This is a genomic window from Streptomyces sp. NPDC090088, assembly GCF_044747345.1.
In the GTDB taxonomy this organism is placed as follows: domain Bacteria; phylum Actinomycetota; class Actinomycetes; order Streptomycetales; family Streptomycetaceae; genus Streptomyces.
In genome coordinates this window covers 1,501,648-1,526,852 of the sequence record NZ_JBIVDZ010000002.1, presented here as the reverse complement: position 1 = coordinate 1,526,852, position 25,205 = coordinate 1,501,648, and the positions used below count along the sequence as shown (strand labels likewise).

The 25,205-nt window shown below is 72.2% G+C and carries 17 protein-coding genes and 1 pseudogene; 11 read left to right on the top strand and 7 right to left on the bottom strand.

Annotation, left to right across the window (positions count from 1 at the left end; genetic code table 11):
* Window positions 1–65 precede the first annotated feature (65 nt).
* Window positions 66–1,769: an NAD-dependent malic enzyme gene (locus ACIPSJ_RS15595; protein WP_401346091.1), complete on the top strand. Its 1,704-nt coding sequence runs from the start codon at window positions 66–68 to the stop codon at window positions 1,767–1,769.
* Between the two features lie 67 nt (window positions 1,770–1,836).
* Entirely contained in the window at window positions 1,837–2,763 is a 927-nt protein-coding gene (locus ACIPSJ_RS15590; protein WP_401346088.1) for a LysR substrate-binding domain-containing protein, read from the top strand.
* Between the two features lie 103 nt (window positions 2,764–2,866).
* Here ACIPSJ_RS15590 and ACIPSJ_RS15585 read toward each other — a convergent pair whose 3' ends face one another.
* The 4 genes from ACIPSJ_RS15585 to ACIPSJ_RS15570 form a co-directional block, all read right to left on the bottom strand.
* Window positions 2,867–4,378, bottom strand: a complete 1,512-nt coding sequence (locus ACIPSJ_RS15585) for an aminobutyraldehyde dehydrogenase (protein WP_401346086.1) — start codon at window positions 4,376–4,378, stop codon at window positions 2,867–2,869.
* 56 nt (window positions 4,379–4,434) lie between these two features.
* On the bottom strand, window positions 4,435–5,337 hold the full coding sequence (dapA, locus tag ACIPSJ_RS15580; RefSeq protein ID WP_401346083.1) for a 4-hydroxy-tetrahydrodipicolinate synthase: 903 nt from the start codon (window positions 5,335–5,337) through the stop codon (window positions 4,435–4,437).
* Window positions 5,338–5,442: 105 nt separating this feature from the next.
* Window positions 5,443–6,831, bottom strand: coding sequence for an NAD(P)/FAD-dependent oxidoreductase (locus ACIPSJ_RS15575; protein ID WP_359216003.1), 1,389 nt, complete (start codon window positions 6,829–6,831; stop codon window positions 5,443–5,445).
* Window positions 6,832–6,913: 82 nt separating this feature from the next.
* A complete protein-coding gene (locus tag ACIPSJ_RS15570; RefSeq protein ID WP_401346080.1) occupies window positions 6,914–8,281 on the bottom strand; it encodes an MFS transporter in 1,368 nt (455 codons plus the stop codon).
* A 350-nt stretch (window positions 8,282–8,631) separates the two neighbouring features.
* Here ACIPSJ_RS15570 and ACIPSJ_RS15565 point away from each other — a divergent pair, with 350 nt between their 5' ends.
* Window positions 8,632–10,449, top strand: a complete 1,818-nt coding sequence (locus ACIPSJ_RS15565) for a helix-turn-helix domain-containing protein (RefSeq protein WP_401346078.1) — start codon at window positions 8,632–8,634, stop codon at window positions 10,447–10,449.
* Window positions 10,450–10,515: 66 nt separating this feature from the next.
* Here ACIPSJ_RS15565 and ACIPSJ_RS15560 read toward each other — a convergent pair whose 3' ends face one another.
* On the bottom strand, window positions 10,516–11,193 hold the full coding sequence (locus ACIPSJ_RS15560) for a GntR family transcriptional regulator (RefSeq protein ID WP_401346075.1): 678 nt from the start codon (window positions 11,191–11,193) through the stop codon (window positions 10,516–10,518).
* 153 nt (window positions 11,194–11,346) lie between these two features.
* Here ACIPSJ_RS15560 and glyA point away from each other — a divergent pair, with 153 nt between their 5' ends.
* The 4 genes and pseudogenes from glyA (at window position 11,347) to ACIPSJ_RS15540 (ending at window position 17,675) form a co-directional block, all read left to right on the top strand.
* The gene (glyA, locus tag ACIPSJ_RS15555) at window positions 11,347–12,681 is read left to right on the top strand and encodes a serine hydroxymethyltransferase (RefSeq protein WP_401346073.1); all 1,335 of its coding nucleotides are present in this window, start codon (window positions 11,347–11,349) and stop codon (window positions 12,679–12,681) included.
* A complete protein-coding gene (locus ACIPSJ_RS15550) occupies window positions 12,678–13,928 on the top strand; it encodes a sarcosine oxidase subunit beta family protein (protein ID WP_359215990.1) in 1,251 nt (416 codons plus the stop codon). Before glyA ends, ACIPSJ_RS15550 begins: the two co-directional genes overlap by 4 nt.
* Window positions 13,929–13,943: 15 nt before the next feature.
* Window positions 13,944–17,092, top strand: a pseudogene (locus ACIPSJ_RS15545) (sarcosine oxidase subunit delta family protein).
* Window positions 17,082–17,675, top strand: coding sequence for a sarcosine oxidase subunit gamma (locus ACIPSJ_RS15540; protein ID WP_401346070.1), 594 nt, complete (start codon window positions 17,082–17,084; stop codon window positions 17,673–17,675). Before ACIPSJ_RS15545 ends, ACIPSJ_RS15540 begins: the two are co-directional and overlap by 11 nt.
* Window positions 17,676–17,682: 7 nt before the next feature.
* Here the strand turns inward: ACIPSJ_RS15540 and ACIPSJ_RS15535 are convergent, their stop codons facing one another.
* Window positions 17,683–18,876: an extracellular solute-binding protein gene (locus tag ACIPSJ_RS15535; RefSeq protein ID WP_359215985.1), complete on the bottom strand. Its 1,194-nt coding sequence runs from the start codon at window positions 18,874–18,876 to the stop codon at window positions 17,683–17,685.
* A 476-nt stretch (window positions 18,877–19,352) separates the two neighbouring features.
* Entirely contained in the window at window positions 19,353–20,792 is a 1,440-nt protein-coding gene (locus ACIPSJ_RS15530; protein WP_359215982.1) for a gamma-aminobutyraldehyde dehydrogenase, read from the bottom strand.
* Between the two features lie 165 nt (window positions 20,793–20,957).
* On the opposite strand from ACIPSJ_RS15530, the gene ACIPSJ_RS15525 reads away from it, so the two are divergent.
* From ACIPSJ_RS15525 to ACIPSJ_RS15510, 4 genes are all read left to right on the top strand, one after another.
* Window positions 20,958–21,476, top strand: coding sequence for an Lrp/AsnC family transcriptional regulator (locus ACIPSJ_RS15525; protein WP_351485096.1), 519 nt, complete (start codon window positions 20,958–20,960; stop codon window positions 21,474–21,476).
* Complete coding sequence (locus tag ACIPSJ_RS15520) at window positions 21,461–22,843, top strand: aspartate aminotransferase family protein (protein WP_355720480.1); 1,383 nt, start codon at window positions 21,461–21,463, stop codon at window positions 22,841–22,843. Before ACIPSJ_RS15525 ends, ACIPSJ_RS15520 begins: the two co-directional genes overlap by 16 nt.
* Before the next feature lie 203 nt (window positions 22,844–23,046).
* Window positions 23,047–23,787, top strand: a complete 741-nt coding sequence (locus ACIPSJ_RS15515) for an ATP-binding cassette domain-containing protein (RefSeq protein ID WP_359215977.1) — start codon at window positions 23,047–23,049, stop codon at window positions 23,785–23,787.
* Window positions 23,769–25,133, top strand: coding sequence for a hypothetical protein (locus tag ACIPSJ_RS15510; RefSeq protein ID WP_401346066.1), 1,365 nt, complete (start codon window positions 23,769–23,771; stop codon window positions 25,131–25,133). Before ACIPSJ_RS15515 ends, ACIPSJ_RS15510 begins: the two co-directional genes overlap by 19 nt.
* The last annotated feature ends 72 nt before the right edge of the window (window positions 25,134–25,205 follow it).

Sequence of the window (25,205 nt, the reverse complement as noted above, 5' to 3'; positions counted from 1 at the left end):
GTGTGCGGGACGGCCGAGGCTTGCGGAAGCCACGGAGCAGAGCCGGACGCGACAAGGAGCCGATCATGAAGACCCAGTGGAACGCCGCCGAGGGGCGCCTGGAGACGACCGCCCGGGGCCGTGCGGTGCTCTCCCAGCCCCGCCTCAACCGGGGCACCGCCTTCACCCCGGAGGAACGGCGGTCGCTGGGTCTGGTCGGCCTGGTGCCGCCGGCCGTGCTGACCCTGGAGCAGCAGGCCGACCGGGCCTACCGGCAGTACGCGGCACACCCCACCGACCTGGCCAAGAACGTCAACCTCACCGCGCTGCACGACCGCAACCAGGTGCTCTTCTACCGGCTGCTCGGCGACCACCTCGACGAGATGCTGCCCATCGTCTACACCCCCACCGTCGGCAAGGCGATCCAGCGCTACAGCTACGAGTACCGGCGCCCGGCCGGGGTCTACCTGTCGGTGGACTCCCCGGAGGAGATCGAGGGCGCGCTCATCGCGGCGGGCCTCGGCCCGGACGAGGTCGACCTGATCGTCGCCACCGACGGCGAGGCGATCCTCGGCATCGGCGACTGGGGCGTGGGCGGCATCGACATCTCGGTGGGCAAGCTCGCCGTCTACACGGCCGCCGCCGGCATCGACCCGAACCGCACCCTGGCGGTCATGCTGGACGTCGGCACCAACCGCCAGGAACTCCTCGACAGCCCGTTCTACCTCGGCAACCGGCATCCGCGCGTGGACCGGGAGACGTACGACGCGTTCATCGACGCCTATGTCACCACCGCCCGCCGGCTCTTCCCGGACGCCCTGCTGCACTGGGAGGACTTCGGCCCCGCCAACGCCCGCCGGATCCTGGACCGCTACCGTCCGCACGAGTTCACCTTCAACGACGACGTCCAGGGCACCGGCGCCGTCAACCTGGCCGCCGTGCTGTCCGGGGTGAAGGCCAGCGGGATCGCGCTGCGCGACCACCGTGTGGTGATCTTCGGCGCGGGCACGGCCGGGATGGGCATCGCCGACCAGCTGCGGGACGCCATGGTCGCCGACGGGCTGACCGACGAGGAGGCCACCGCGCGGATCTTCGGTGTCGACCGGTACGGCCTGCTCACCGCGGACCAGGCGGAGCTGCGCGACTTCCAGGTCCACTACGCCCGCCCGGCCGCCGAGGTCGCCGACTGGCACCGGGACGAGAAGGTGGGCGGCATCGCGCTGGCCGAGGTGGTCGGGCGGGTGCGCCCGACCGTCCTGATCGGCACGTCCGGGCAGGGCGGTGCCTTCACCGAGGACCTCGTCCGCACGATGGCCGCGCACACCGACCGCCCGATCATCCTGCCGATGTCCAACCCGACGGACCTGGCCGAGGCCGTCCCCGCCGACCTGCTGGCCTGGACGGAGGGCCGTGCCCTGATCGCCACCGGCAGCCCGTTCCGGCCGGTCGAGCAGGACGGGGTCGTGTACCGGATCGGACAGGCCAACAACGCGCTGGTCTTCCCCGGCCTCGGGCTCGGCGCGATCGTCTCCCGCGCCACCCGCGTCACCGACGCCATGCTGGCCGCCGCCGCCCACGCCGTCGCCGCCCAGACCGACGCCACCTCTCCCGGCGCGCCGATCCTGCCCCTCACCGGCCGGCTCCGCGAGACCTCCGTCGCCGTCGCGATCGCCGTCGCCCACGCCGCGGCGGCGGACGGCGTGGCCCGCACCACCGTCGACGACACCATCGAGAACCGGGTCCGCGCGGCCATGTGGGAGCCGGTGTACCCGCCGATCAAGGGCATCTGAACCCCGCGTTCGCCCATGCCTCCAGCACCTGACTCCACCCCGTCCGATGCCACGGGAGAATGGGTACATGGATCTTCACGTGCTGCGCTCCTTCCAGGCCGTGGCCGAAGGGGTGACCGTCACCGAGGCCGCGGCGGCGGCGCACATCACGCAGCCGGCGCTGTCCCGGGCCCTGAACCGGCTGGAGGCGGAGGTCGGGGCGGAGTTGTTCCAGCGGGTGGGGCGGGTGCTGCGACCGACGCCGGCCGGGCGGGTGTTCAAGGAGTACGTCGACTCGGTGCTCGACGGTTACGACCGGGGCCGGCGGGCCGTGGCCGAGGTCGTCGACCCCGACACGGGTGTGGTGTCGCTGGCCTTTCTGCACACCCTGGGCACCTGGCTGGTGCCGGAGCTGGTCACGGGTTTCCGGCAGCGGTTCCCCGCCGTCCGGTTCGAACTGCACCAGGCGGACGAGAACGGTCTCGCCCAGCACCTCCTGGACGCCACGGCGGACCTGATCATCACCGGCAAGGACCCCGGCCACCCGCTCATCACCTGGCGCCGGCTCCTGGTCGAGCCCCTCTGGCTCGCCGTCCCGGCCCGGCACCGGCTCGCGCAGCGCCGGCGGATCCGGCTGGCCGAGGTGTCCGCCGAGCAGTTCATCGTGCTGAAGCCCGGCTACGGCCTGCGCAGCGTCACCGAGACCCTGTGCCACCAGGCCGGTTTCAGTCCGCTCGTCGGCTTCGAGGGCGAGGAGGTGGAGACCCTGCGCGGCCTGGTCGCGGCCGGCCTCGGCGTCTCCCTGATCCCGGCCGCGCCGGAGGCCGCGGCGGCCCCGGAGACCAACCCGGACCTGCCCATCCGCTACCTCAGCCTCACCGACGTCCGGGCCGCCCGCGACATCGGCATCGCCCGCCTCGCCTCCCGCACCCTCCCGCCGGCCGCCCGGCGCTTCGCCGACCACGCCTCACAGACGGCGCCCGCACCGGAAGGGGCTCCCGCGCCGGGCGCCTGAGCACCGCCGTGACAACACTCGGCTGCATCAATACCGCGATGGTGTCTTGCCATCCCCCCTCGTCAACGGCCACCCGGCGGCCCCACCGGCGCGGCTCGGCGGCTCAGCGGCCGTGGTGGTGCATCACGTGCTTGGTGCGCGTGTAGTCGTCGAGGGCGTAGATCGACAGGTCGCGGCCGTAGCCGGAGCCCTTGAAGCCGCCCCAGGGGACTTCGCTGGCGAGGACGAGGTGGGAGTTGACCCAGACGGTGCCGAAGTCGAGGCGGGCGGCGATGTCGTGGCTGCGGCGGGCGTTCTCGGTCCATACGGACGCCGAGAGGCCGAGCGGGACGTCGTTGGCGCGGCGGACCGCTTCGTCCTCGTCGGTGAAGGTCTCCACCGTGACGACCGGGCCGAAGATCTCCTCGCGGGCCGCCTCGGTCCCTTCGGGGACGTCGACCAGGACGGTCGGGGCCACGAAGTGACCGGGCCCGTCCAGGGCCCCGCCGCCGGTCGCCGCCCGCAACCCCTCCTTCTTCGCCCGTTCCAGGAATCCGGTGACCCGGTCGAAGTGGGCCTTCGACACCATCGGGCCGACCTCGACGTCCGCTCCGGCGGCAGGCTCGCCGACGACCAACGCCCGTACCTCGCCGACGAGTCGCTCGATGAACTCACCCGCGACCGACTCATGGACGAGGACGCGGCAGGCGGCGCCGCACTCCTGGCCCGAGTTCCAGAAACCGGCGACGCGCAGCGCGGACGCGGCGGCCGTGAGGTCGGCGTCCTCGAAGACGATCACCGGGGCCTTGCCGCCGAGTTCGAGGTGGACGCGCTTGAGGGTGTCGGCGGCGGCGCGGGCCACGGCACGGCCGCTGCCGACCGAACCGGTCAGGGCGATCATGTCGACGTCCGGGTGCTCGGCGAGCCGGGCACCGACCGTCGCGCCGTAGCCGTTCACCACGTTCAGCACACCGGCCGGCAGCAGGTCGGCGACGAGTTCGGCGAACTTCAGGGTGGTCAGCGGAGTCTGCTCGGACGGCTTCAGGACCAGGGTGTTGCCGGCGGCGAGGACGGGGGCGATCTTCCAGGCCGCCATGAGGAGGGGGTAGTTCCAGGGGGTGATCACACCGATCACGCCGAGCGGTTCGCGCAGGATGACCGACAGGTGGTTCTCGGCGTACTCGCCGGCGGCCAGGGACGTGGCCGCGCGCACCGCGCCCGCCATGAACCGGAAGGTGTCGACCGCCTGGCCGACGTCGTCCGTCGAGACCGCGAGCGGCTTGCCGGTGTTCGCCGACTCCAGCCGCGCCAGCAACTCGGTGTTCCCGGCGAGCCGGTCGGCGACGGCGTGCAGCAGCTCGGAGCGCTCCCTGGGGAGCCGCCGTGCCCACGGGCCCGCGGCCGCCAGCGCGGCGGCCACCGCCCGGTCGACGTCCTCGGCGGTTCCCTCGGGCACCCGGGCGATGACGTCCTCGGTGCTCGGGTCGACCACGTCGATGACCCGGTCGGTCGACGGCTCGACGAAGGTCCCGTCGACGAAGTGCCGGGCCGGGGGCAGATCGGCGGCGCCGATCAGGGGGGACGGGTCGGCGGCGCGCCGGACGGTGGCCGGCGTGGGGTCGGCGGCAGTGGTCATGAGCGGTGGCTCCTCGTGTCGTACGGCCGGAAACGCGGTGGCTGTCGTGCGGTTCGTCAGTGCGCGGCGGACGGGTGCGGCAGCGTCGACCCGACCAGGGAGGAGATCCTGGCCGTCGTGGCGGCGTCGAGGCCGAGCAGCGGTTCGCGGGGGCCGCCGACCGGGACCCCGGCCGCGTTCAGCGCCACCTTGACCGCCTGGATGAACGGGGCGGACATGATCGCGTCCATCAGCGGGTAGAGCCGCGCCCACTCGGCCCGGGCCCGGTCGAGGTCGCCGGCGAGCAGGGCGCGGTGGACCGAGACGAGCTCGGCCGGCATCACGTTCGCGGTCCCGGCCATGACACCGGCCGCGCCTTCGGTGAGCGCCTGGAGGAGGAGGCTGTCCCAGCCGACGAACGTCGAGATGACGTCGCCGTGATGGTGGATGAGCCGTCCGGCCTGGGCCATGTCGGCGCTGGTGTCCTTGATGTACCGGATGTTCTCGACCTCGCGGGCGAGCCGTCCGACGGTGTCGGGGTCGAGGTTGACGCCGGTGGCACCCGGCAGGTTGTAGAGCATGACCGGGATCTGTACGGCGTCGGCGACCGTGCGCAGGTAGTGCAGGGTCTCGTCCATGGTCAGCGGCTCGTAGTACGGGGTGACGACCATGAGGACGGCGGCGCCGGCGGCCTCCGCGTGCCGGGACAGTCCGACCGCTTCCCTGGTGCTCACCGCGCCGGTCTGGGCGACGACGGGGACGCGTCCGGCGGCCTGGTCGACGACGGTCTCGACGAGCAGGCGCCGCTCGTCACCGGTGAGCGCGGCGAACTCCCCGGTGGAGCCGCAGGCGACCACGCCGTCGACCCCGCCGTCGATGCTGCGGTCGACCAGGCGGCGCAGCACCTTCTCGTCGAGCCGCCCGTCCGCGGCGAAGGGGGAGGCGAGTGCGGTCAGGACACCGCTGAGCTGTGCCGACATTTCTGGGATCTCCTCGGTTTCGGGGGGGGGGGGGGAGAGAAGGGGGCGGTGGAGGAAGGAGAGACGGTGGAGAACGGGGCGGTGAAGAAAGGAGAGGCGGTGGGTCTACGACGCGCTGCGCGCCGGAGCCAGGTCGCGCGCGGCGGTCTGCCGGCCGGTGGCGAGGAGGCTGCGGACCTCGTGCGCGGCGGAGAGGCCGGTCTGGATGGCGGTCTCGGTGTAGAGGGTGCCGAGGTAGTCGCCGGCCAGGAACACCCGGCCGCTGCGGCGGGTCAGGGTCTGCTGGAGCTTTCCGCGGCCGGGGAAGCAGTACGGGGCGCCGGTGGGCCAGCGCTGGACCTCGGCCTCCACGACGTGGCCGGCGAAGCCGGGCAGGACCTGATCCAGGTCGTCCAGGTAGATCCGGCGGACGGTGTCGTCGTCGTGCTCCAGCAGTTCGCGGGCGAGGCTGCCGGGCGAGAAGGTCATGATGCTGCTGCCCGGCCGCCGTTCCCGTGCGTAGCCGTGGACGACGTTGGACATGTTCAGCGCGACGTTGAAGGAGCGCTTGGGGGCGGCGATGCCGTAGGCGTCGTCCCAGACCTGACGGCCGCTCTCGTCGGAGAGGAAGGCGGCGCTGACATAGGGGCCGTAGACGATCTTCGAGAGGGCCTCGCGGACGTCCCGGTCCAGGTCGACGGCGATCCGGTGGCTGACGGTCGCCGGGGTGGCCAGGACCACGTAGCGGGCCTCGGTCTCCCGCTCGACGCCGTCCTGCCGGTAACGGACCACGACCGAGGCGTCCTTCTGGACGATCTCGTCGACGGTCGCGTTCAGCCGCACCCGGTCGGACAGGGCCGCGGCGATGGACTCGGTCAGGGTGGACGGACCGCCCAGGATGCTCTGCGAGAGACCGCCGCCGATGTTCCACACCAGGCTGAAGTAGCCGACGCCGGCGCCGGCCGAGAGCTGGTCGATGTCGGCGGAGGAGCGGGTCACCGTCGGCTTGAAGAGGGCCTCGGCGTCCTCGGGGAGGTCGCCGATGAAGTCCTTGAAGGAGCGGTCGTTCATGAAGTCGTAGATCCGCTGCTGGTGCTGGGCGGGGGTCTCGTCGCGCCGCCGCCGCACGATCCGCGCGTAACGCGCCACCCGCAGCGCGACCTTGGCGCCCGCCGTGACCATGCCGACCCGTGCTGCCATGGACATGGGGATGCGGAAGGGGTACGTCTCCACGCGGCCCTTGAGCAGCAGCTTGCCGTTCATCGCCAGACCCGCCAGCGAGCCGGGCACCGGGACCGAGTCGACGCCGGTGTTGTCGAGCAGCCAGCCGGTCGCGGAGTCGCCGCCGGCGTAGACGTGTCCGCCCCAGTTCAGCCAGTACGGGCCGCGGCGCTCCGAGCGGATACGGCCGCCCACCCGGCCCTCGGACTCCAGCAGCAGGGTGTCCCAGTGCCGCAGCCGCCAGCCGGCGGCCAGACCCGCGATGCCACCACCGACGATGACCACGTCCTTCATGGAAAACCTCCTGCGCGTTCAAAAGGGGGAGAGGGCTCGGCTGCCCGGCGGGGCCCCACTCGTGGGGCCCCGCCGGTGGCGGTCAGACGGCGGCGGGACGGCCGACCGGCTCCGCCGGCGTGGATGACAGGGCGGCGGCCTCGTGCAGGGCCATGCCGCGGGTCTCGGGCGCCCACAGGACGGAGACCGCGGCGCCGACGGCGTTGATGGCGGCGGCCGCGATCATGGTGCCGCCGATGCCCCAGCCGGTCAGGGCCATGGGGACCAGGTAGGTGCCGACGGCGGCACCGATCCGGCTGGCGGAGGAGGCCAGACCGACCGCGGATCCGCGTACCTCGGTCGGGAACAGCTCGTTCGGGTAGACCCACTGCAGGATCTGGGTGCCGCCGATGACGACCGCGTAGGCGGCGAACAGCACCATGATCACGGCGGCGGGCGCGTCCGGGAAGATCCCGAGCAGCAGCAGCGCCAGGCCCGACCAGACGAAGCTGTGGATGACCAGCGGGCGGCGGCCCACCCGGTTCACGAAGAACAGCGCGATCACACAGCCGACCAGGAACATGACGGTGATCAGGGCCGAGCCGACGTTGGCGAGCGAGCCTTCGAGGTGCAGCGCGCCGAGGATGGCCGGGCCGAAGGCGTAGACGGCGAACAGCGGCACGATGGAACAGGTCCAGAACACGGAGATGTACAGCATCCGCCCGCCGTAGCCGGAGCGCAGGATCGCCTTGAGGTCGACGTTCTCGCGCTCTTCCTCCTCCGGCAGGTCGGCGATCGACGCGTCAGGACCGTAGACCTTCCGCAGGACGTCCTCGGCCTCCTCGGTCCGGCCCTTGTTCGCCAGCCAGCGCGGGGACTCGGGCGTGCCCAGGCGCAGCAGCACGATGACCGTGGCCGGCAGCGCGGCGCTCGCGAGCATCCACCGCCACCCGTCGTCGCCCGTCTTCAGCAGCAGCTCGCCGACGATGTACGCGACGGCGGCACCCACGAACCACATGACGACCAGACCGCCCAGCAGCGGACCCCGGTAGCGCCGGGGCGTGAACTCGGCCAGCAGCGAGGTCGCGATCGGGTAGTCGGCTCCCACGGCCATGCCGATCAGCAGCCGCAGCACGAACAGCCACACCGGGTCGTCGGCCCAGAACTGGGCCACGGAACAGACGATGATGGCGACCAGGTCGATGGTGTAGAGGACCTGCCGGCCGAACCTGTCCGTCAGGTACCCGCCGGCGAAGGCGCCGAGGAAGATGCCGATGAGCGCCGACGCGCCGATCAGGCCCTGGGCGGAGCTGGACAGCTGCAGTCGCGGGGTGATCTGCACCATGGCGACGCCGATGATGCTCAGCACATAGCCGTCGAGGAACGGCCCCCCGGAGGAGTACAGCGCCAGTTTCTTGTGGAAGCGCGACAGGGGCGCGTCGTCCACCTTGTTTCCTGCGATTTCTGTCATCACGGCCTCCGGGAGCGATACCCGGGCGTACCTGTTCGAAGGTACGCCCGGTCCAGGCGGGGATCGATGGCTTGCGGGGAGGACCACGACTCCAGGTGCGCTGGTACCGCCCTGCGGGGGAGGCCGGCGCGGGCCGGCCGGGCCGGTACTGCGTCCTTCGGCCCGTCCTGCGTACGGACGGGCGGCCGGAGTCGTGGTGGCGAGGCGAATTCTCGGTTTCCGGGGGACGCCGGCGGCATGGCCACCGGGTTGCCTCGAAGTATGTGAAGGCCGTGGCGGGCCAACAATGGCCCCGCCTCCGCGGGGGTTCGGGGGTACTTCCGAGTCAGAAGTTCGGCTACGGTTGCCGCATGGCCGGCCGCCCCCGTGACGCCGTGGTCCTCACCGAGGACGAACGGGCCGCACTCCTGCTGTGGACCCGCAGTCGCTCCTGCTCACAGGCGCGGGCCCTGCGCGCCCGCATCGTGCTGGCCTGTGCGGGCGGGGCCACCAGCACCGCCGTGGCCGAACACCTCGGCGTCTCCCGCGACATGGTCGGCAAGTGGCGCGGCCGTTTCCTCGCCGAGCGGCTGGCCGGCCTGGACGAGCAACCCCGGCCGGGACGCCCGCCGGCGGCCGACGACGACACGGTGGCGCACGTCCTCGTCCGTACCCTCACCCCGCCGCCGCCCGGTGCCGCACGGGGCTGGTCGACCCGTTCGATGGCGGCCGAGACCGGTCTGAGCCAGAGCACGGTGAGCCGGATCTGGCGGACCTACCGTGCCCAGCCGGGGGCGCGTGTGCAGGTCGGCCCGCGCCGGGCGTGGTCCCTGCCGGACCGCGCCGAGGAGGCGGTGGGGCTGTTCACGGCGCCCCCGGTGTGCGTGCTCGCCGTGACGGCCCGGTCCGGGCGGGGTCCGTCCGCGCGCGGCCCGGCGGTGCCCGTGGCCGGCCGGCTGTTCGGGCAGGACCGGGACGCGGCCCATGTCCTGGCCGTGGTCTGCGCCTTCGCGGCGCTGCGGGGCGAGCGGCACCTCGGGGAGGTACCCGGGCTGCGGGCGTTCGTGGAACAGGTGACGTCGGCCGTGGGTGCCGGGACGAGCGTGCACCTGCTGGCCCACGGGCTGTCCGGTGCCGCCGGTCGGCCGGACGGCTCCGGGCGCTGGCACCATGCGCCCGGTTCGGAGGCGTGGACCGAGGAGGCGCACCGCTTCCTCGCCGCCGACGACCGGCTCCCCCGCGAGCCGGCGTCCCGTACGCCCCGGCTGCGCGACGCCCTGCTGACCTGGTCCACCACCTGGACCCCGTCCGCGGCGCCCTTCACCCGTGTCGCCCCACCGCGTCCGTCGTACGTCATCCCGGCCATCTGCGGCCCCGACAATGACTCGAACACCCCGGACACCCGCTCACTCGTCCCGCCCGGCCCGCCCGAAGCGGCGCGGATCACCGCGCTCGACGCCGCGCCGGGCGCGCCCGTCACCTCCGATCCCGTCATCGGGCTGCTGCGCGAGGCCCTCCTGACGACCGGCTGCCGGCCGGGCGACCGCGTCCGGGAGGCTCCGCTCGCACACGGCCTCGGCCTCTCCCGCCGGGTCGTCCGCGCGGGCCTGCGGGCGTTGGCCGAGGAGGGCATGCTCGATCTGCTGCCGGGCGGTGCGACCGCGATCCCCGACATCACCGCGAAGGACGTCCTCGACCTCTATGCCCTGCGCGCGAGCCTCGGTGCCCTGCTGATGCGCCGCATCGCCATGCTGGGCCGTGAGAACCTCGCGCCGGCCTCGGCCGCCCTGGCGGAGGTGCACGCGGCGGCCCGCGACAACGACCACCTGCGCATCCGGGAGGTCGACCTCCGCTACCAGGACGCCCTCGCCCGGATCGCGGACCTTCCCCAGGCCGCCCACACCTTCGAGCGCCTCACGGCCCGGCTGCGGATGTTCGTCACGGTCCTGGACATGAACTACAGCCAGGCCTGCGACACCATCGCGAGCGAGGACACGGCCGTCCACGACGCGTTGCGTGACGCGGACGGGAACGAGGCGGCGCGGCTGTGGCGGGTCAAGATCGAACGCTGTGTCCGCTACATGATCGCCCAGCTCTCCGAGGACGACGTGGCCCCCTACCTGTGGACCACGCTGGCGGGCAGGCCCCGGCTGCGGCCTGGGGAGCCGCGGGGCGCGGCGGCGAACTGACGCGGACCGGCCGGCCGAAGGCCGTCGTACCGGCGAGGCTGCCGCCGGCGGCACGCGCGCCGCGGCTCAGATGACGCTCCGCACGGCCGCCTCGAACCCCTCCACATGCCCCTGGGCCAGGGCAGCGGCCTTCTCCGCGTCGCCCTCGATGACGGCGCGCAGCAGGGGGCCGTGCTCGTGCACATGGCCCGCGAGGCCCGGGAGCCGGTCGAGGAACAGGCACCAGATGCGGGTGGCGAGGTTGTCGTACCTGATCAGGGTGTCTTCGAGGTAGGGATTGCGGGTCGCGGCGTAGATGGCGCGGTGCAGGGTCATGTCGAGCCGGATCAGGTCGGTGCCTGAGTCGGAGACGTCCGCCAGCCGGGCCAGCAGCCGGTCGAGGGCGGCGCGGTCGGCCGCGCCGGCCCGCTGTGCCGCCAGGCCCGCGGCGAGGGGCTCCAGCCGGCGGCGGACCTCGGAGATGTGCCCGAGGTCGGCGATCTGCACCTCGGTGGCGAAGGTCCCGCGCCGGGGGTAGGCGACGATCAGGCGCTCGTGTTCGAGGCGCTTGAGGGCCTCGCGGACGGGGGTGCGCCCGAAGCCGAGCTCGGTGGCGATCCGCTCGTCGTTGATGGGCTCCCCGGGGCGGATCCGGAGGGTCACCAGACGGTCCGAGATGGCGCGATAGGCCTGGTCGGCCAGCGTTCCCTCGCCCTGACCAGCACCTTGACCAGCACCTTGACCGGTGACGGACGACGAAGTCACACCAAGCCCTCCCTTGACGCGGGCCGATCCGTCCTCTTAGCGTATCGCAACAGCAGGTTGATATATCAGTCACCTTCCAGTCGGTCCCCAGGTCTTCGGTCTTCAGGTCTTCGGTCTTCAGGTCTTCGGTCTTCAGGTCCTCAGGGAGTTCTCATGACTGCCCACGCCCCCGACCAGCAAGCGGCCCGCTCCGCGGTGCTCAGCGCCCGGCTCGACGACTTCGACCCCGAGATCGCCACGGCGATCGACGCGGAACTGGCCCGGCAGCGCGGCACGCTGGAGATGATCGCGAGCGAGAACTTCGCACCGCTCGCGGTCATGCAGGCCCAGGGCTCGGTCCTGACCAACAAGTACGCCGAGGGCTATCCCGGCCGCCGCTACTACGGCGGCTGCGAGCACGTCGACGTCATCGAGCAGATCGCGATCGACCGCATCAAGGCGCTGTTCGGAGCCGAGGCCGCGAACGTGCAGCCGCACTCCGGCGCCCAGGCCAACGCGGCCGTCATGGCCGCCCTGCTGCAGCCCGGCGACACGATCCTCGGCCTGGACCTGGCGCACGGCGGCCACCTCACCCACGGCATGCGGCTCAACTTCTCCGGCCGCCTGTACAAGGTGGCGGCCTACCAGGTCGGCGAGGACGACCACCGCATCGACATGGCCCAGGTCCGCAAGCTCGCCCACGAGCACCGGCCGAAGCTGATCGTGGCCGGCTGGTCGGCCTACCCCCGCCACCTGGACTTCGCGGAGTTCCGCCGGATCGCCGACGAGGTCGACGCCTACCTGATGGTCGACATGGCGCACTTCGCGGGCCTGGTCGCGGCCGGACTGCACCCCTCCCCCGTACCGCACGCGCACGTGGTGACCACGACCACCCACAAGACGCTCGGCGGTCCCCGCGGCGGAGTGATCCTGTCCACCGCCGAACTCGCCAAGAAGATCAACTCGTCGGTCTTCCCGGGCCAGCAGGGCGGCCCCCTCGAACACGTCGTCGCGGCGAAGGCCGTGGCGTTCCGGATGGCAGCGCGGCCGGAGTTCGCGGAGCGGCAGGCCCGCACCCTGGAAGGGGCGGCGATCCTGGCGGAGCGACTGCTGGCCGAGGACACGAGGGCGGCCGGGGTGAGCGTGCTGACCGGCGGCACCGACGTCCACCTGGTCCTGGTCGACCTGCGCCACTCCGAACTCGACGGCAGGCAGGCCGAGGACCGGCTGCACCAGGTCGGCATCACCGTCAACCGCAACGCCGTCCCCTTCGACCCGCGCCCGCCGATGGTCAGCTCCGGGGTCCGTATCGGCACCCCCGCCCTGGCCGCCCGCGGCTTCGGCAGGGAGGAGTTCACCGAGGTCGCCGACATCGTCGCCACGGCCTTCCTGCCCGGCTTCGACGACCGGGTCGCCGCCGGACTGCGCCGCCGCGTCCAGCTCCTCACCGACCGCTTCCCGCTCTACCCCACCGCCCCGCAGCTCATGGCCGAGGAGGCCGCCCGGTGACGCACGCACCCGACACCGCCCCCGCCACGCCCGGCGACGTCCTCCCCGACCACCCCGAGTTCCTGTGGCGCAACCCCGACCCCAAGCGGTCGTACGACGTCGTGATCGTCGGCGGCGGCGGGCACGGCCTGGCCACCGCCTACTACCTGGCGAAGAACCACGGCATCACCGACATCGCCGTGCTGGAGAAGGGCTGGCTCGCGGGCGGCAACATGGCCCGCAACACCACGATCATCCGCTCCAACTACCTCTGGGACGAGAGCTCCGGCATCTACGAGCACTCCCTCAAGCTCTGGGAGACCCTCGAAGAGGACCTCGACTACCCGATCCTCTTCAGCCAGCGCGGTGTGCTCAACCTGGCCCACACCCTCCAGGACATCCGCGACAGCAAGCGCCGGGTCTACGCCAACCAGCTCAACGGCATCGACGCCGAGTGGCTGGAGCCGGAGGACGTCGCCAAGGTCTGCCCGATCGTCAACATCTCGCCGGACGTGCGCTATCCGGTGCTCGGCGCGACCTACCAGCCGCGCGCCGGCATCGCCAAGCACGACTACGTGGCCTGGGGTTTCGCCCGCAGGGCCGACGCGTACGGCATCGACCTGATCCAGGACTGCGAGGTCACCGGCCTCGACATCGCCGACGGCCGGGTGCGCGGCGTGCGGACCACGCGCGGCCCCATCGCCGCCGGGAAGGTCGCGCTCGCGGCGGCCGGGCACTCCTCCGTGCTCGCGTCCATGGCCGGGCTGCGGCTGCCGCTGCAGAGCCACCCGCTGCAGGCGCTGGTCTCGGAGCTCCTCGAACCCGTCCACCCGACCGTGGTGATGTCGAACGCCGTGCACGTGTACGTCTCCCAGGCGCACAAGGGCGAGCTGGTGATGGGCGCCGGCATCGACAGCTACAACGGCTACGGCCAGCGCGGCGCCTTCCACATCCTGGAGCGCCAGATGGCCGCCGCCCTGGAGCTGTTCCCCGTCTTCGCCCGCGCCCACCTGCTGCGCACCTGGGCCGGCATCGTCGACACCACCCCGGACGCCTCCCCCATCGTCGGCCTGACACCGGTCGAGGGCCTCTACCTCAACTGCGGCTGGGGCACCGGCGGTTTCAAGGCCACCCCGGGCGTCGGCTGGTGCTTCGCGCACACCGTCGCCACCGGCACACCCCACCCCTACAACGCGCCCTTCACCCTCGACCGCTTCACCACCGGTGCCCTGGTCGACGAGCACGGCGCCGCCGCCGTGGCCCACTGAGCGAGGAGTACCGGCATGCAGCTCATCACCTGCCCCTGGTGCGGCGACCGCGAGGAGATCGAGTTCCACTACGGCGGCCAGGCGCACGTCGCCTACCCCGAGGACCCCTACGCCCTCGACGACGAACAGTGGGCCCAGTACGTCTTCTTCCGCGACAACCCCAAGGGCCCGTTCGCCGAACGCTGGGTCCACGCGGCCGGCTGCCGCCGCTGGTTCAACGCCGTGCGCGACACCGTCACCCACGAGTTCCTCTCCGTGTCCGTGCCCGGGGCGAAGGACCAGGAGGCCACCCGATGAACACCCCCTTCCGCGCCCCCGGCCACGGCCACGTCGACCGCGCCACCGCCCTCTCCTTCACCTTCGACGGCACCGCCTACACCGGCCACCCCGGCGACACCCTCGCCTCGGCCCTGCTCGCCAACGGCGTCCACCACGTGGCCCACAGCATCAAGCACGGCCGCCCGCGCGGGATCCTGGCCGCCGGTGCCGAGGAACCCAACGCGCTCGTCCAGATCGAGTTCCCCTTCCCCGAGCCGATGCTCACCGCCACCACCGTCGAGCTGTACGACGGCCTGGTCGCCCGGGGCCTGTCCGGCCAGGGCAGGCTGAGCACCGAGCCGGACACCGCCCGCTACGACACCCTGCACGCCCACTGCGACCTCCTGGTCGTCGGCGCGGGCCCGGCGGGACTGGCCGCCACCCTGGCCGCCGCCCGGACCGGCGCCCGGGTCATCCTCGTGGACGAACTCCCGCAGCCGGGCGGTTCGTTGCTCGGCACCCAGGAACTGATCGACGGCGCACCGGCGAGTGAATGGGCCGGCTCCGTCCTCGCGGAGCTCGCCGGCCACGCCGACGTACGGATCCTGCCGCGCACCACCGCCTTCGGCCACTACGACGACGGACTCGTCCTCGCCCTGGAGAAGCGCACCGACCACCTCGGCGCGGCGGCACCCGCCCACGTCTCCCGGCAGCGGATCTGGCGGATCCGCTCCCGGCAGGTCGTGTACGCCACCGGCGCCTACGAGCGTCCGGTCGCCTTCGACAACAACGACCGGCCCGGGATCATGCTGGCCGGCTCGGCCCGCACCTACCTCAACCGCTTCGGCGTCCTGCCCGGTTCACGGGCCGTCGTCTTCACCACGAACGACAGCGCCTACCCGGCAGCGCTCGAACTGGCCGACGCGGGTGTGCGGATCGCCGCGGTGGTCGACGTACGCGAACAGGTGCCGGAGCACTGGCGGACCGCCTGCGCCGAACGCGGCATCGGCATCCGCGCGGGCCAGGTCGTCACCGGCACCAGCGGCATCGAACGCGTCACCCGCGCCCATGTCGCGCCCTTCGGCGAGGGCCGGCTCGGCGAGCGGCACGGCGTCGACTGCGACCTGCTGCTGGTCTCCGGCGGCTGGAACCCGGCGGTCGCCCTGTTCAGCCAGGCCCGCGGCACCCTGCGCTACGACGCCGGGATCGGCGCCTTCGTGCCCGCCGACACGCCCGGTGCCGTCCGCACGGCGGGGGCGGCCGGGGGCACCTTCACCCTCTCCGGCTGCCTCGCGGACGGCGTGGACGCGGCCCGGCAGGCCCTGTCGGCGCTCGGCAGGACGGCCCCGGAGGTCGCCCTGCCGGCCACCGCGCCGCTCCCGGACGGTGCGCCCGCCCGGGTGCTCTGGCGGGTGCCGAGCCCCCAGGACCGTCACGACGACCAGGACGGCGCGCTCCAGTTCGTCGACCTGCAGCGCGACGCGGCCGTCTCCGACGTGCTGCGGGCGACCGGGGCGGGCCTGCGCTCGGTCGAGCACGTCAAGCGGTACACCACCATCGGCACCGCCCACGACCAGGGCCGTACCTCGGGCGTGATGACCTCGGGCATCGTCGCCGAGGCGCTGGGCGTGGACGTCGCCGACCTCGGCACCACCCGCTACCGCCCGCCGGCCGTGCCGGTCTCCTTCGCCGCCCTCGCGGGCCGCAACCGCGGCGAGCTCTTCGACCCGGTCCGGGTGACGGCGATCCACCCCTGGCACGTCGCGCACGGCGCCCTGTTCGAGAACGTCGGCCAGTGGAAGCGCCCCTGGTACTACCCGCGGGCCGGGGAGACCATGGAGGAGGCCGTGCTGCGCGAGTGCCGGGCCGCCCGCACCGGCGTCGCGATGATGGACGGCTCCACCCTCGGCAAGATCGATGTGCGGGGCCCGGACGCCGGCGTGCTGCTGGACCGGCTCTACACGAACCTGATGAGCACCCTCAAGGCGGGCCGGGTCCGCTACGGCGTGATGTGCGGCGTCGACGGCATGGCGATCGACGACGGCACGGTGATCCGGGTCGCCGAGCAGGAGTTCCTGCTCACCACGACCACCGGCAACGCGGCCAAGGTCCTGGAGTGGATGGAGGAGTGGCTCCAGACGGAGTGGCCCGACCTGCGGGTGCACCTGACCTCCGTCACCGAACACTGGGTGACGATCCCCCTGGTCGGCCCCCGCTCCCGCGACGTCCTGGCCCTGGTCGCCCCGGACCTGGCCGTCGACAACGACGCCTTCCCCTTCATGTCCTGGCAGGACACCACCGTCGCCGGGGTCGCGGCCCGGGTCTGCCGGATCAGTTTCTCCGGTGAGCTCGCCTACGAGATCAACGTGCCCGCCTGGTACGGCATCACGGTGTGGGAAGCCCTCTGCGCGGCCGGCGAGGAGTTCGGCCTCACGACGTACGGCACCGAGACGATGCACGTGCTGCGCGCCGAGAAGGCCTACCCGATCATCGGGCAGGACACCGACGGCACCGTCACCCCGCAGGACCTCGGTATGTCCTGGGTGGTGTCGAAGAAGAAGCCGGACTTCGTCGGCAAGCGGTCCTTCACCCGCGCGGAGAACCGGCGCGAGGACCGCAAGCAGCTGGTCGGCCTGCTCCCGGCCGACGAGCACGTGCTGCTCCCCGAGGGCGCCCAGATCATCGCCACCAGCGACATCCCGGCACCCCCGGTGCCCATGCTGGGCCACGTCACCTCCAGCTACCGCAGCGACGCCCTGCGACGGACGTTCGCCCTGGCCCTGGTGCGTTCGGGAACCCGTCGCATCGGTGAAACCCTCTACGTCCCGCTCGACGGCCGGACCGTCCCGGTGACCGTGACCGACCCCGTGCTCTTCGACAAGGAGGGAGCTCGCCGTGACGGTTGAGACACCCGCCCGCTTCAGCCCGCTGTCCGAGTGGCAGGACACCCTGGCCCGGTTGCCGGCCGGCATCGAGGTACGGGAGCTGCCCTTCCTGACCCACCTCACCCTCCGCCTGGAGCCGGGCGGCGCCGCGGCCCAGGCCGTCGAGTCCTGCCTGGGCGTCCCCCTGCCCGGCCCCCTGCGCGCCGAGCGGTCCGGCGACGTCGAGGTGCTGTGGACGGGCCCGGACGAATGGCTGCTGATCGCCCCGGAGGGCCGTCGCAACGACCTCTCCGCCCAGCTGCGCTCGGCCGTCGGCGACGCGTTCGCCACCGTCACCGACGTCTCGGCGCAGCGTACGACGCTGGCCCTCTCCGGTGACCTCGTCCGCACCGTGCTGGCCCAGGGCTGCGCCATCGACCTCGACCCCAGGGTCACCCCGGCCGGCTCCTGCCTCACCACCCTGCTGGCCCAGGCCCCGGTCACCCTCCTGGTACGCGACGAGACACCCTGCGACCTCCGCCTCCTGGTCCGCGCCTCCTTCGCCGCCTACCTGGCCGCCTGGCTGACCGACGCCTGCACGGAGTACCGGGAAGACGGCGGATGATCGCCCCCTACAACCCCACGATCGAGTTCCACCGCTTGGCGAAGTCCACCCGTTCCTTCGAGGTGATGTCGCGGGCGATGGCGAGGCGCTCGCGCATGGCCGTGTTCGGGAAGATGAGGGGGTTGTCGGCGAGGGCCGCGGTGTCCTTGTCCTTGGAGTCGGCGAGGACCTGCTGGGCGGCCGGGACGGGGCAGACGTAGTTGACCCAGGCCGCCAGCTCGGCGGCGACCTCCGGCTCGTAGTAGTAGTCGATGAGCCGTTCCGCGTTGGCCTTGTGGGCGGCGCGGTCCGGGATCATCAGCGAGTCCGACCACAGCTCCGCGCCCTCCTCGGGGACGAGGAAGCGGATGTCGGGGTTGTCGGCCTGGAGCTGGATGACATCGCCGGAGTACGCCTGGCAGGCCAGGACGTCCCCGCTGACCAGGTCCTTCGTGTAGTCGTTGCCGGTGAAGCGGCGGATCTGGCCGCGGTCGACCTGCTGCTGCACCTCGTCGCAGACGGCGTAGAAGTCGTCGGCCGTCCACTGGGTGATGTCGACGCCGTTGCCCTGCATCAGCAGCGCGAACGCCTCGTCGAGGCCGGAGAGCAGGGTCACCCGGCCCTTGAGGTCGCTCGCCCACAGGTCCTTGACGTGCCGGATCTCGCGGCCCAGCTTCCGGCGGTTGTAGGCGATGCCGGTGATGCCCGACTGCCAGGGCACGGTGTGGAGGCGGCCCGGGTCGAAGGCGGGGTTGCGCAGCAGCGGGTCCAGGTACTTCGCGACGTTCGGCTGGTGGGCGCGGTCCATCTGCTGGACCCAGCCCAGGCGGACGAACCGCGCGCACATCCAGTCGCTGATGACGATGATGTCCCGGCCGGTGGACTGGTGGTTCATCAGCGCCGGGCTGATCTTGCCGAAGAACTCGTCGTTGTCGTTGATCTCCTCGATGTAGTCGACGGAGATCCCGGTGCGCTTCTGGAAGGCGTCGAGCGTGGGCCGCTTGTTCGGGTTGTCGTCGTCCACGTCGATGTACAGCGGCCAGTTCGCGAAGACCAGCCGGTGGTCCCGGGCGGACAGGTCGGTGACGGCACGGTCGCCGGCCTTCACATAGGCGGCGGGCACCCCGCAGCCGGCCAGCGCGCCCAGCGCGGCGGTGCCGCCGAGCGCGCGCAGCAGGGAGCGACGGGAGAGCGCGGGCGTTCGAGGAGGATTCTGGGGCACCTGTGCAGCATGCCGCCGACGGCGTTGATCGGGCAATCGACGGTGCGTCGAGCCACCCGACGCGGACCGGACACCTTGTCGATGGCCCCGGTCAACACCGGGTTACATCGGCGGTCACCGGCGGTAGGGCCGGCTCGACGGTGAGTCCTCCCGTGGGGTGCGTGTGCGCCCGCACCCGGCCCCCGCGCCGAGCCGACCGAACGGCTGGAACAGCCCAGCCGCCCTCCGGGAGGTCGTGCCGTACGGCGTTGTCGGCGACACCTCCGCGAGGTCCACCGACTCCCTCCGCTCCAGCCCCCGCTGACTGCGCGTCAGCGTCAACAGCGCCTCGATCAGCCGATCCTGTCGCAGGCGGGCCTGACGGCTTGGTAGGCCTGACGGCAAGAGCGCTGCCCGGGGCGGCTTTGCAACCCCGGGCAGCGCAACTCACCTATAGGGGCGCGGGGCTGGTCTCGCCCACGCGCCCGCGGCCGGACTCAGCCCTCCAGCGACGTCATCACATGCTTGATCCGCGTGTAGTCCTCGAACCCGTACCCCGACAGGTCCTTGCCGTACCCCGACTTCTTGAACCCGCCGTGCGGCATCTCCGCGACCAGCGGAATGTGCGTGTTGATCCACACGCACCCGAAGTCCAGCCTCTTGGACATCCGCATCGCGCGCCCGTGGTCCTTGGTCCACACCGAGGACGCCAGCGCGTAGTCGACGCCGTTGGCCCACTGAACGGCCTGGTCCTCGTCCGTGAAGGACTGGACGGTGATGACCGGCCCGAAGACCTCGTTCTGGATGATCTCGTCGTCCTGCTTCAGCCCGGACACGACGGTCGGCGCGTAGAAGTACCCCTTGTCACCGACCCGCCGGCCACCGGCCTCGACCTTGGCGTGGGCGGGCAGCCGCTCGATGAAGCCGGAGACCTGCTTCAGCTGGTTGGGGTTGTTGAGCGGCCCGAACAGCACGTCCTCGTCGTCCGGCTGCCCGGTCTTCGTCTCGGCGGCGGCCTTCGCGAGCGCCGCCACGAACTCGTCGTGGATGGACTCCTGCACCAGCACCCGGGTGGCCGCCGTACAGTCCTGGCCGGCGTTGAAGTAGCCGGCCACGGAGATGTCCTCGACGGCCTTGGCGATGTCCGTGTCCTCGAAGACGACGACCGGCGCCTTGCCGCCCAGCTCCAGGTGGACCCGCTTGAGGTCCTTGGACGCGGACTCGGCGACCTGCATGCCGGCCCGCACGGAGCCGGTGATGGAGGCCATCGCCGGGACCGGGTGCTCGACCATCAGGCGGCCGGTGTCACGGTCGCCCGTGACGACGTTGAAGACACCCTTGGGCAGGATCCCGCCGAGGATCTCGGCCATCAGGACGGTCGACGCCGGAGTCGTGTCCGACGGCTTCAGGACCACCGTGTTGCCCGCCGCGATCGCCGGCGCGAACTTCCACACGGCCATCATCATCGGGTAGTTCCAGGGCGCGACCTGCGCGCAGACACCGACCGGCTCGCGGCGGACGATGGAGGTCATCCCCTCCATGTACTCGCCGGCCGAGCGGCCCTCCAGCATCCGGGCCGCACCGGCGAAGAACCGGATCTGGTCGACCATCGGCGGGATCTCCTCGGAGCGGGTGAGCCCGGTCGGCTTGCCGGTGTTCTCCACCTCCGCCGCGATGAGTTCCTCGGCCCGCTCCTCGAACGCGTCCGCGATCTTCAGCAGGGCCTTCTGGCGCTCCGACGGAGTGGTGTCGCGCCAGCCCGGGAAGGCCGCGGCCGCGGCCGCCATCGCCGCGTCGACGTCGGCCTCGCCGGACAGCGGCGCGGTCGCGTACGCCTCACCGGTGGCGGGGTTGACCACCTCGGTGGTCCGCCCGTCGGCGGCGTCCCGGAACTCACCGTCGATGTAATTGCGCAGACGACGCAGCTCGGTGCTCACTGCCGGCCCTCCAAGTTCGGGTGTCCATTGACTGAGACACCCACACTAATCCGCGATCCCACGTTTTCAACACCCCCACGGCCGCCATGTCTGCGAAATCCGCAATCCCAGCCACCTCAAACAACGAATTTCATCGATACGGCCTTGCGGAACCGTCGAGACGTCGTGCACAGTGAGGTCGTGGCCAGTCGAAGCGCAGACCAGAGGGACTCGTCCCGCGAGTCCAGGAACGGCACCCCCCAGCTGGATGCCGTCTCCCTCGCCATCATTCAGCAGCTCCAGGAGGACGGCCGCCGGCCGTACGCCGCGATCGGCAAGGCCGTCGGCCTGTCCGAGGCGGCCGTGCGCCAGCGCGTCCAGAAGCTGCTGGACCAGGGCGTCATGCAGATCGTCGCCGTCACGGACCCGCTCACCGTGGGCTTCCGCCGGCAGGCGATGGTCGGCATCAACGTCGAGGGCGATGTCGAGTCGATCGCGGACGCGCTGAGCGCCATGTCGGAAGTCGAGTACGTGGTGATGACCGCGGGCTCGTTCGACATCCTCGCGGAGATCGTCTGCGAGGACGACGACCACCTGCTGGACGTCATCAACAAACGCATCCGGGCGCTGCCCGGCGTGCGCTCCACCGAAAGCTTCGTTTATCTGAAGCTGAAGAAGCAGACCTACATGTGGGGAACCCGATAACCGTGACCCAGAAGGACCTCAGCCGCACCGCGTACGACCACCTGTGGATGCACTTCACCCGCATGTCCTCGTACGAGCACTCCCCCGTCCCGACCATCGTCCGGGGTGAGGGCACCTACATCTACGACGACAAGGGCAAGCGCTACCTCGACGGTCTCGCGGGTCTGTTCGTGGTCCAGGCCGGTCACGGCCGCACGGAGCTCGCCGAGACCGCCTTCAAGCAGGCCCAGGAGCTGGCCTTCTTCCCGGTGTGGTCGTACGCCCACCCGAAGGCCGTCGAGCTGGCCGAGCGCCTCGCCGACTACGCGCCGGGCGACCTGAACAAGGTCTTCTTCACCACCGGCGGCGGCGAGGCCGTGGAGACCGCCTGGAAGCTGGCCAAGCAGTACTTCAAGCTGCAGGGCAAGCCGACCAAGTACAAGGTCATCTCCCGCGCGGTCGCCTACCACGGCACCCCGCAGGGCGCCCTGTCCATCACCGGCCTGCCGGGCCTGAAGGCCCCCTTCGAGCCGCTGGTCCCCGGCGCGCACAAGGTGCCGAACACCAACATCTACCGCGCCCCGCTCTTCGGCGACGACCCGGAGGCCTTCGGCCGCTGGGCCGCCGACCAGATCGAGCAGGAGATCCTCTTCGAGGGCGCGGACACGGTCGCGGCCGTCTTCCTGGAGCCGGTCCAGAACGCGGGCGGCTGCTTCCCGCCCCCGCCCGGCTACTTCCAGCGGGTCCGCGAGATCTGCGACAAGTACGACGTGCTGCTCGTGTCGGACGAGGTCATCTGCGCCTTCGGCCGCCTGGGCACGATGTTCGCCTGCGACAAGTTCGGCTACGTCCCGGACATGATCACCTGCGCCAAGGGCATGACGTCCGGCTACTCGCCGATCGGTGCCTGCATCGTCTCGGACAAGATCGCCGAGCCGTTCTACAAGGGCGACAACACCTTCCTGCACGGCTACACCTTCGGCGGCCACCCGGTCTCCGCGGCCGTCGGCCTCGCCAACCTCGACCTGTTCGAGCGCGAGAACCTCAACCAGCACGTCCTCGACAACGAGGGTGCCTTCCTCTCCACCCTGCAGAAGCTGCACGACCTGCCGATCGTCGGCGACGTCCGCGGGAACGGCTTCTTCTACGGCATCGAGCTGGTCAAGGACAAGGCGACCAAGGAGTCCTTCAACGACGAGGAGACCGAGCGCGTCCTGTACGGCTTCCTCTCGAAGGCCCTGTTCGAGAACGGCCTGTACTGCCGTGCCGACGACCGCGGCGACCCGGTCGTCCAGCTCGCCCCGCCGCTGATCTCCAACCAGGAGACCTTCGACGAGATCGAGCAGATCCTGCGCGCCACCCTCACGGAGGCGTGGACGAAGCTCTGATCATCGGAATTCCGATCATCGGATCAGCTGTCTGAACCGGCCCCGGCGCCGTCCGTTCGAGTGAGAACGGCGGCCCGGGGCCGTGTGCTGTCCGGGCTCCGCCCGCCCGCCCGCCTAGCGTGCACGTGACCGATCGGCCCTGCCTTCGTTCCCCCGGACGTGGGAAGGCACGGCAAAACGGATCAGAACCGAGGTGTACGCGCATGGAGGCCCCGCCGGACAACGACGTGCTGTGGGCACGCTCCCTGCACTTCAGCCACGAGGACGGCTCGCCGGGCATCCTCGGCATCTCGCTGGGTGTGCGGGAGGGCGAGATCCTCGCCGTCACCGGTCCGCGCGGCAGCGGCAAGACCACGCTGCTGAGGTGCCTGGCCGGTCTGGTCCCGGCGCAGGGCGGCGAGGTCTGGTTCAACAGCACGGCCGTGCACCGGATGGGCCCGGTCACCCGTGAACGGCTGCGCCGCGACCGCTTCGGCTGGATCGACCCGGCGCCGGTGCTCGTCCCCGAACTGAACGTCTGGGAGAACACGGCGCTGCCCCTGATGCTGCGCGGCACCGGCCGCCGCCGGGCCAAGGTGGCCGCGCTGGAGTGGCTGGAACGCCTGGACGTGGGCGACAGGGCCCGCAGCCGCCCGGCCGAACTCCGGCAGGCCGAACGCCAGCGCGTCGCCATCGCCCGCGCCCTCGCGCCCGCCCCCACGATCCTCTTCGCGGACGAGCCGACGGCCCCCCTGCACCGCGCGGACCGCGCGCACGTCCTGCGCACCCTCACCACGGCGGCCCGCTCGCACGGCATCACGGTCGTCCTCGCCACGCACGACGCGGAGACGGCGGACCTCGCCGACCGCCGGATCCCGCTCCTGGACGGCCGCCGGGTGAACACCGTCCACCTGCCGCCGGTCACCGAGTCGGAAGGCCGGGCCGAGTGCTCGCTCTCCGTCTGACCCGCGTCGCCCACCCGGCCGTCCACCTGCGCCGCCTCCTGGTGGCGACGGCGGCCGCCGGCACGGGCTTCCTGCTGCTGTCCGCGCTCGGCTACGCGCTGGCCCACCCGGGGAACCCGACGGGGGCGCTCCTGCGGCTGTCCTGGTGCGCGATCCCGCTCGCCGCCACGGTGCACCTCGCGGTCGCCGTCGCCCGCACCGACCCCGGCACCAGGCCCCGCCCCGGCCTCTCCGCCTTCGGCCTGGGCCCGGCCCGGCTGATGGCCGTCGCCGCCCTGAACACGGCCCTCGCCTGCGTCCTGGGCTCCCTGCTGGCCCTCCTGGTCTTCCTCCACCTGCGGGGCGACCTCACCGGCATGCCCTTCGACGGCGCGGCCAAGGACTTCCTGGCGGCGGACAAGTCCCTGCCCCTCCCCGCGGCCCTGACCCTCCTGGGCGTCCCCCCGGTACTCGCCTCCGCCGCCGTGGCCCTGGCCCTCCGTCCCCGGGACCTCCCCCACCCGGGCCGCCGCGCGTACGGCCGCTTCGGCGCGTACGGCACGGGAACCCCCGAGGAGACCTTCGGCGCCTACGGCCGCTTCGGCGCCCGCCTCTTCAAACGCCCGTCCCGTCCCGCCGACGCCGACGCGGCCGACGAGGACACCCAGGCTTCCCCGCAGGACGCCCCCTCCTCCGCCCCACAGGACGTCCCGGCGACCGCGGAGGGCCCGGTACCCGCCCCTTCCGTACCCACCCAGCCCCCCACCGGCCTCCCCTGGGGCATCGCCGTCCTCGCCGCCGGGCTCGCCGTCGAGTCCTACGCCGGCACCACCGGGGCCACCCCCCGCACCACCCTCCCCGGCGGCCTCGTCGTGGGCCCCGCCGGCGGCCTGGCCGGCTGGTCGCTCACCGCTCTCGGCCTGGTCCTCGCCGCCCCCGGTCTCACCCACCTCTGCGGCCGGCTCCTGCAGACCGCCCGCCCCGGCGCCCGCCGCCTCCTCGCCGGCCGCGTCCTGATGGCGGAGGCCACGAGGATCGGCCGCCCCCTCGGTGTCGTCTGCGCGGTCGCCTCCGCGGCCTTCGCGGCCGGCACGCTCTACGGCTACGACGACGCCGCCCCCGCCTTCGGCCCGCTCACCGCCCTCGGCGGCCTGGTGGTCGCCGGCTGCACGGTGGCCACCCTCCTCACCGCGGCCGTGGAGGCCCGCCAGTCCCGCGCCGGCACCACCGAGGCCCTGCTCCGGCTGGGCGCCCCGGCCACGGTGCTGCGCGGTGCGGCCGCCCTGCGCGCCGGCGCCCTGCTGGCCCTCTTCGGCCCCCTCACCCTGCTGATCGCCGACCTCGCCGCACTGCCGCTCGCCCCCTGAAAGGCCGTACGAAGAAATCCGGCAACCGCCGATGACTTTCGCGGCACCCCCCGGTCTAACCCCCCGAACAGC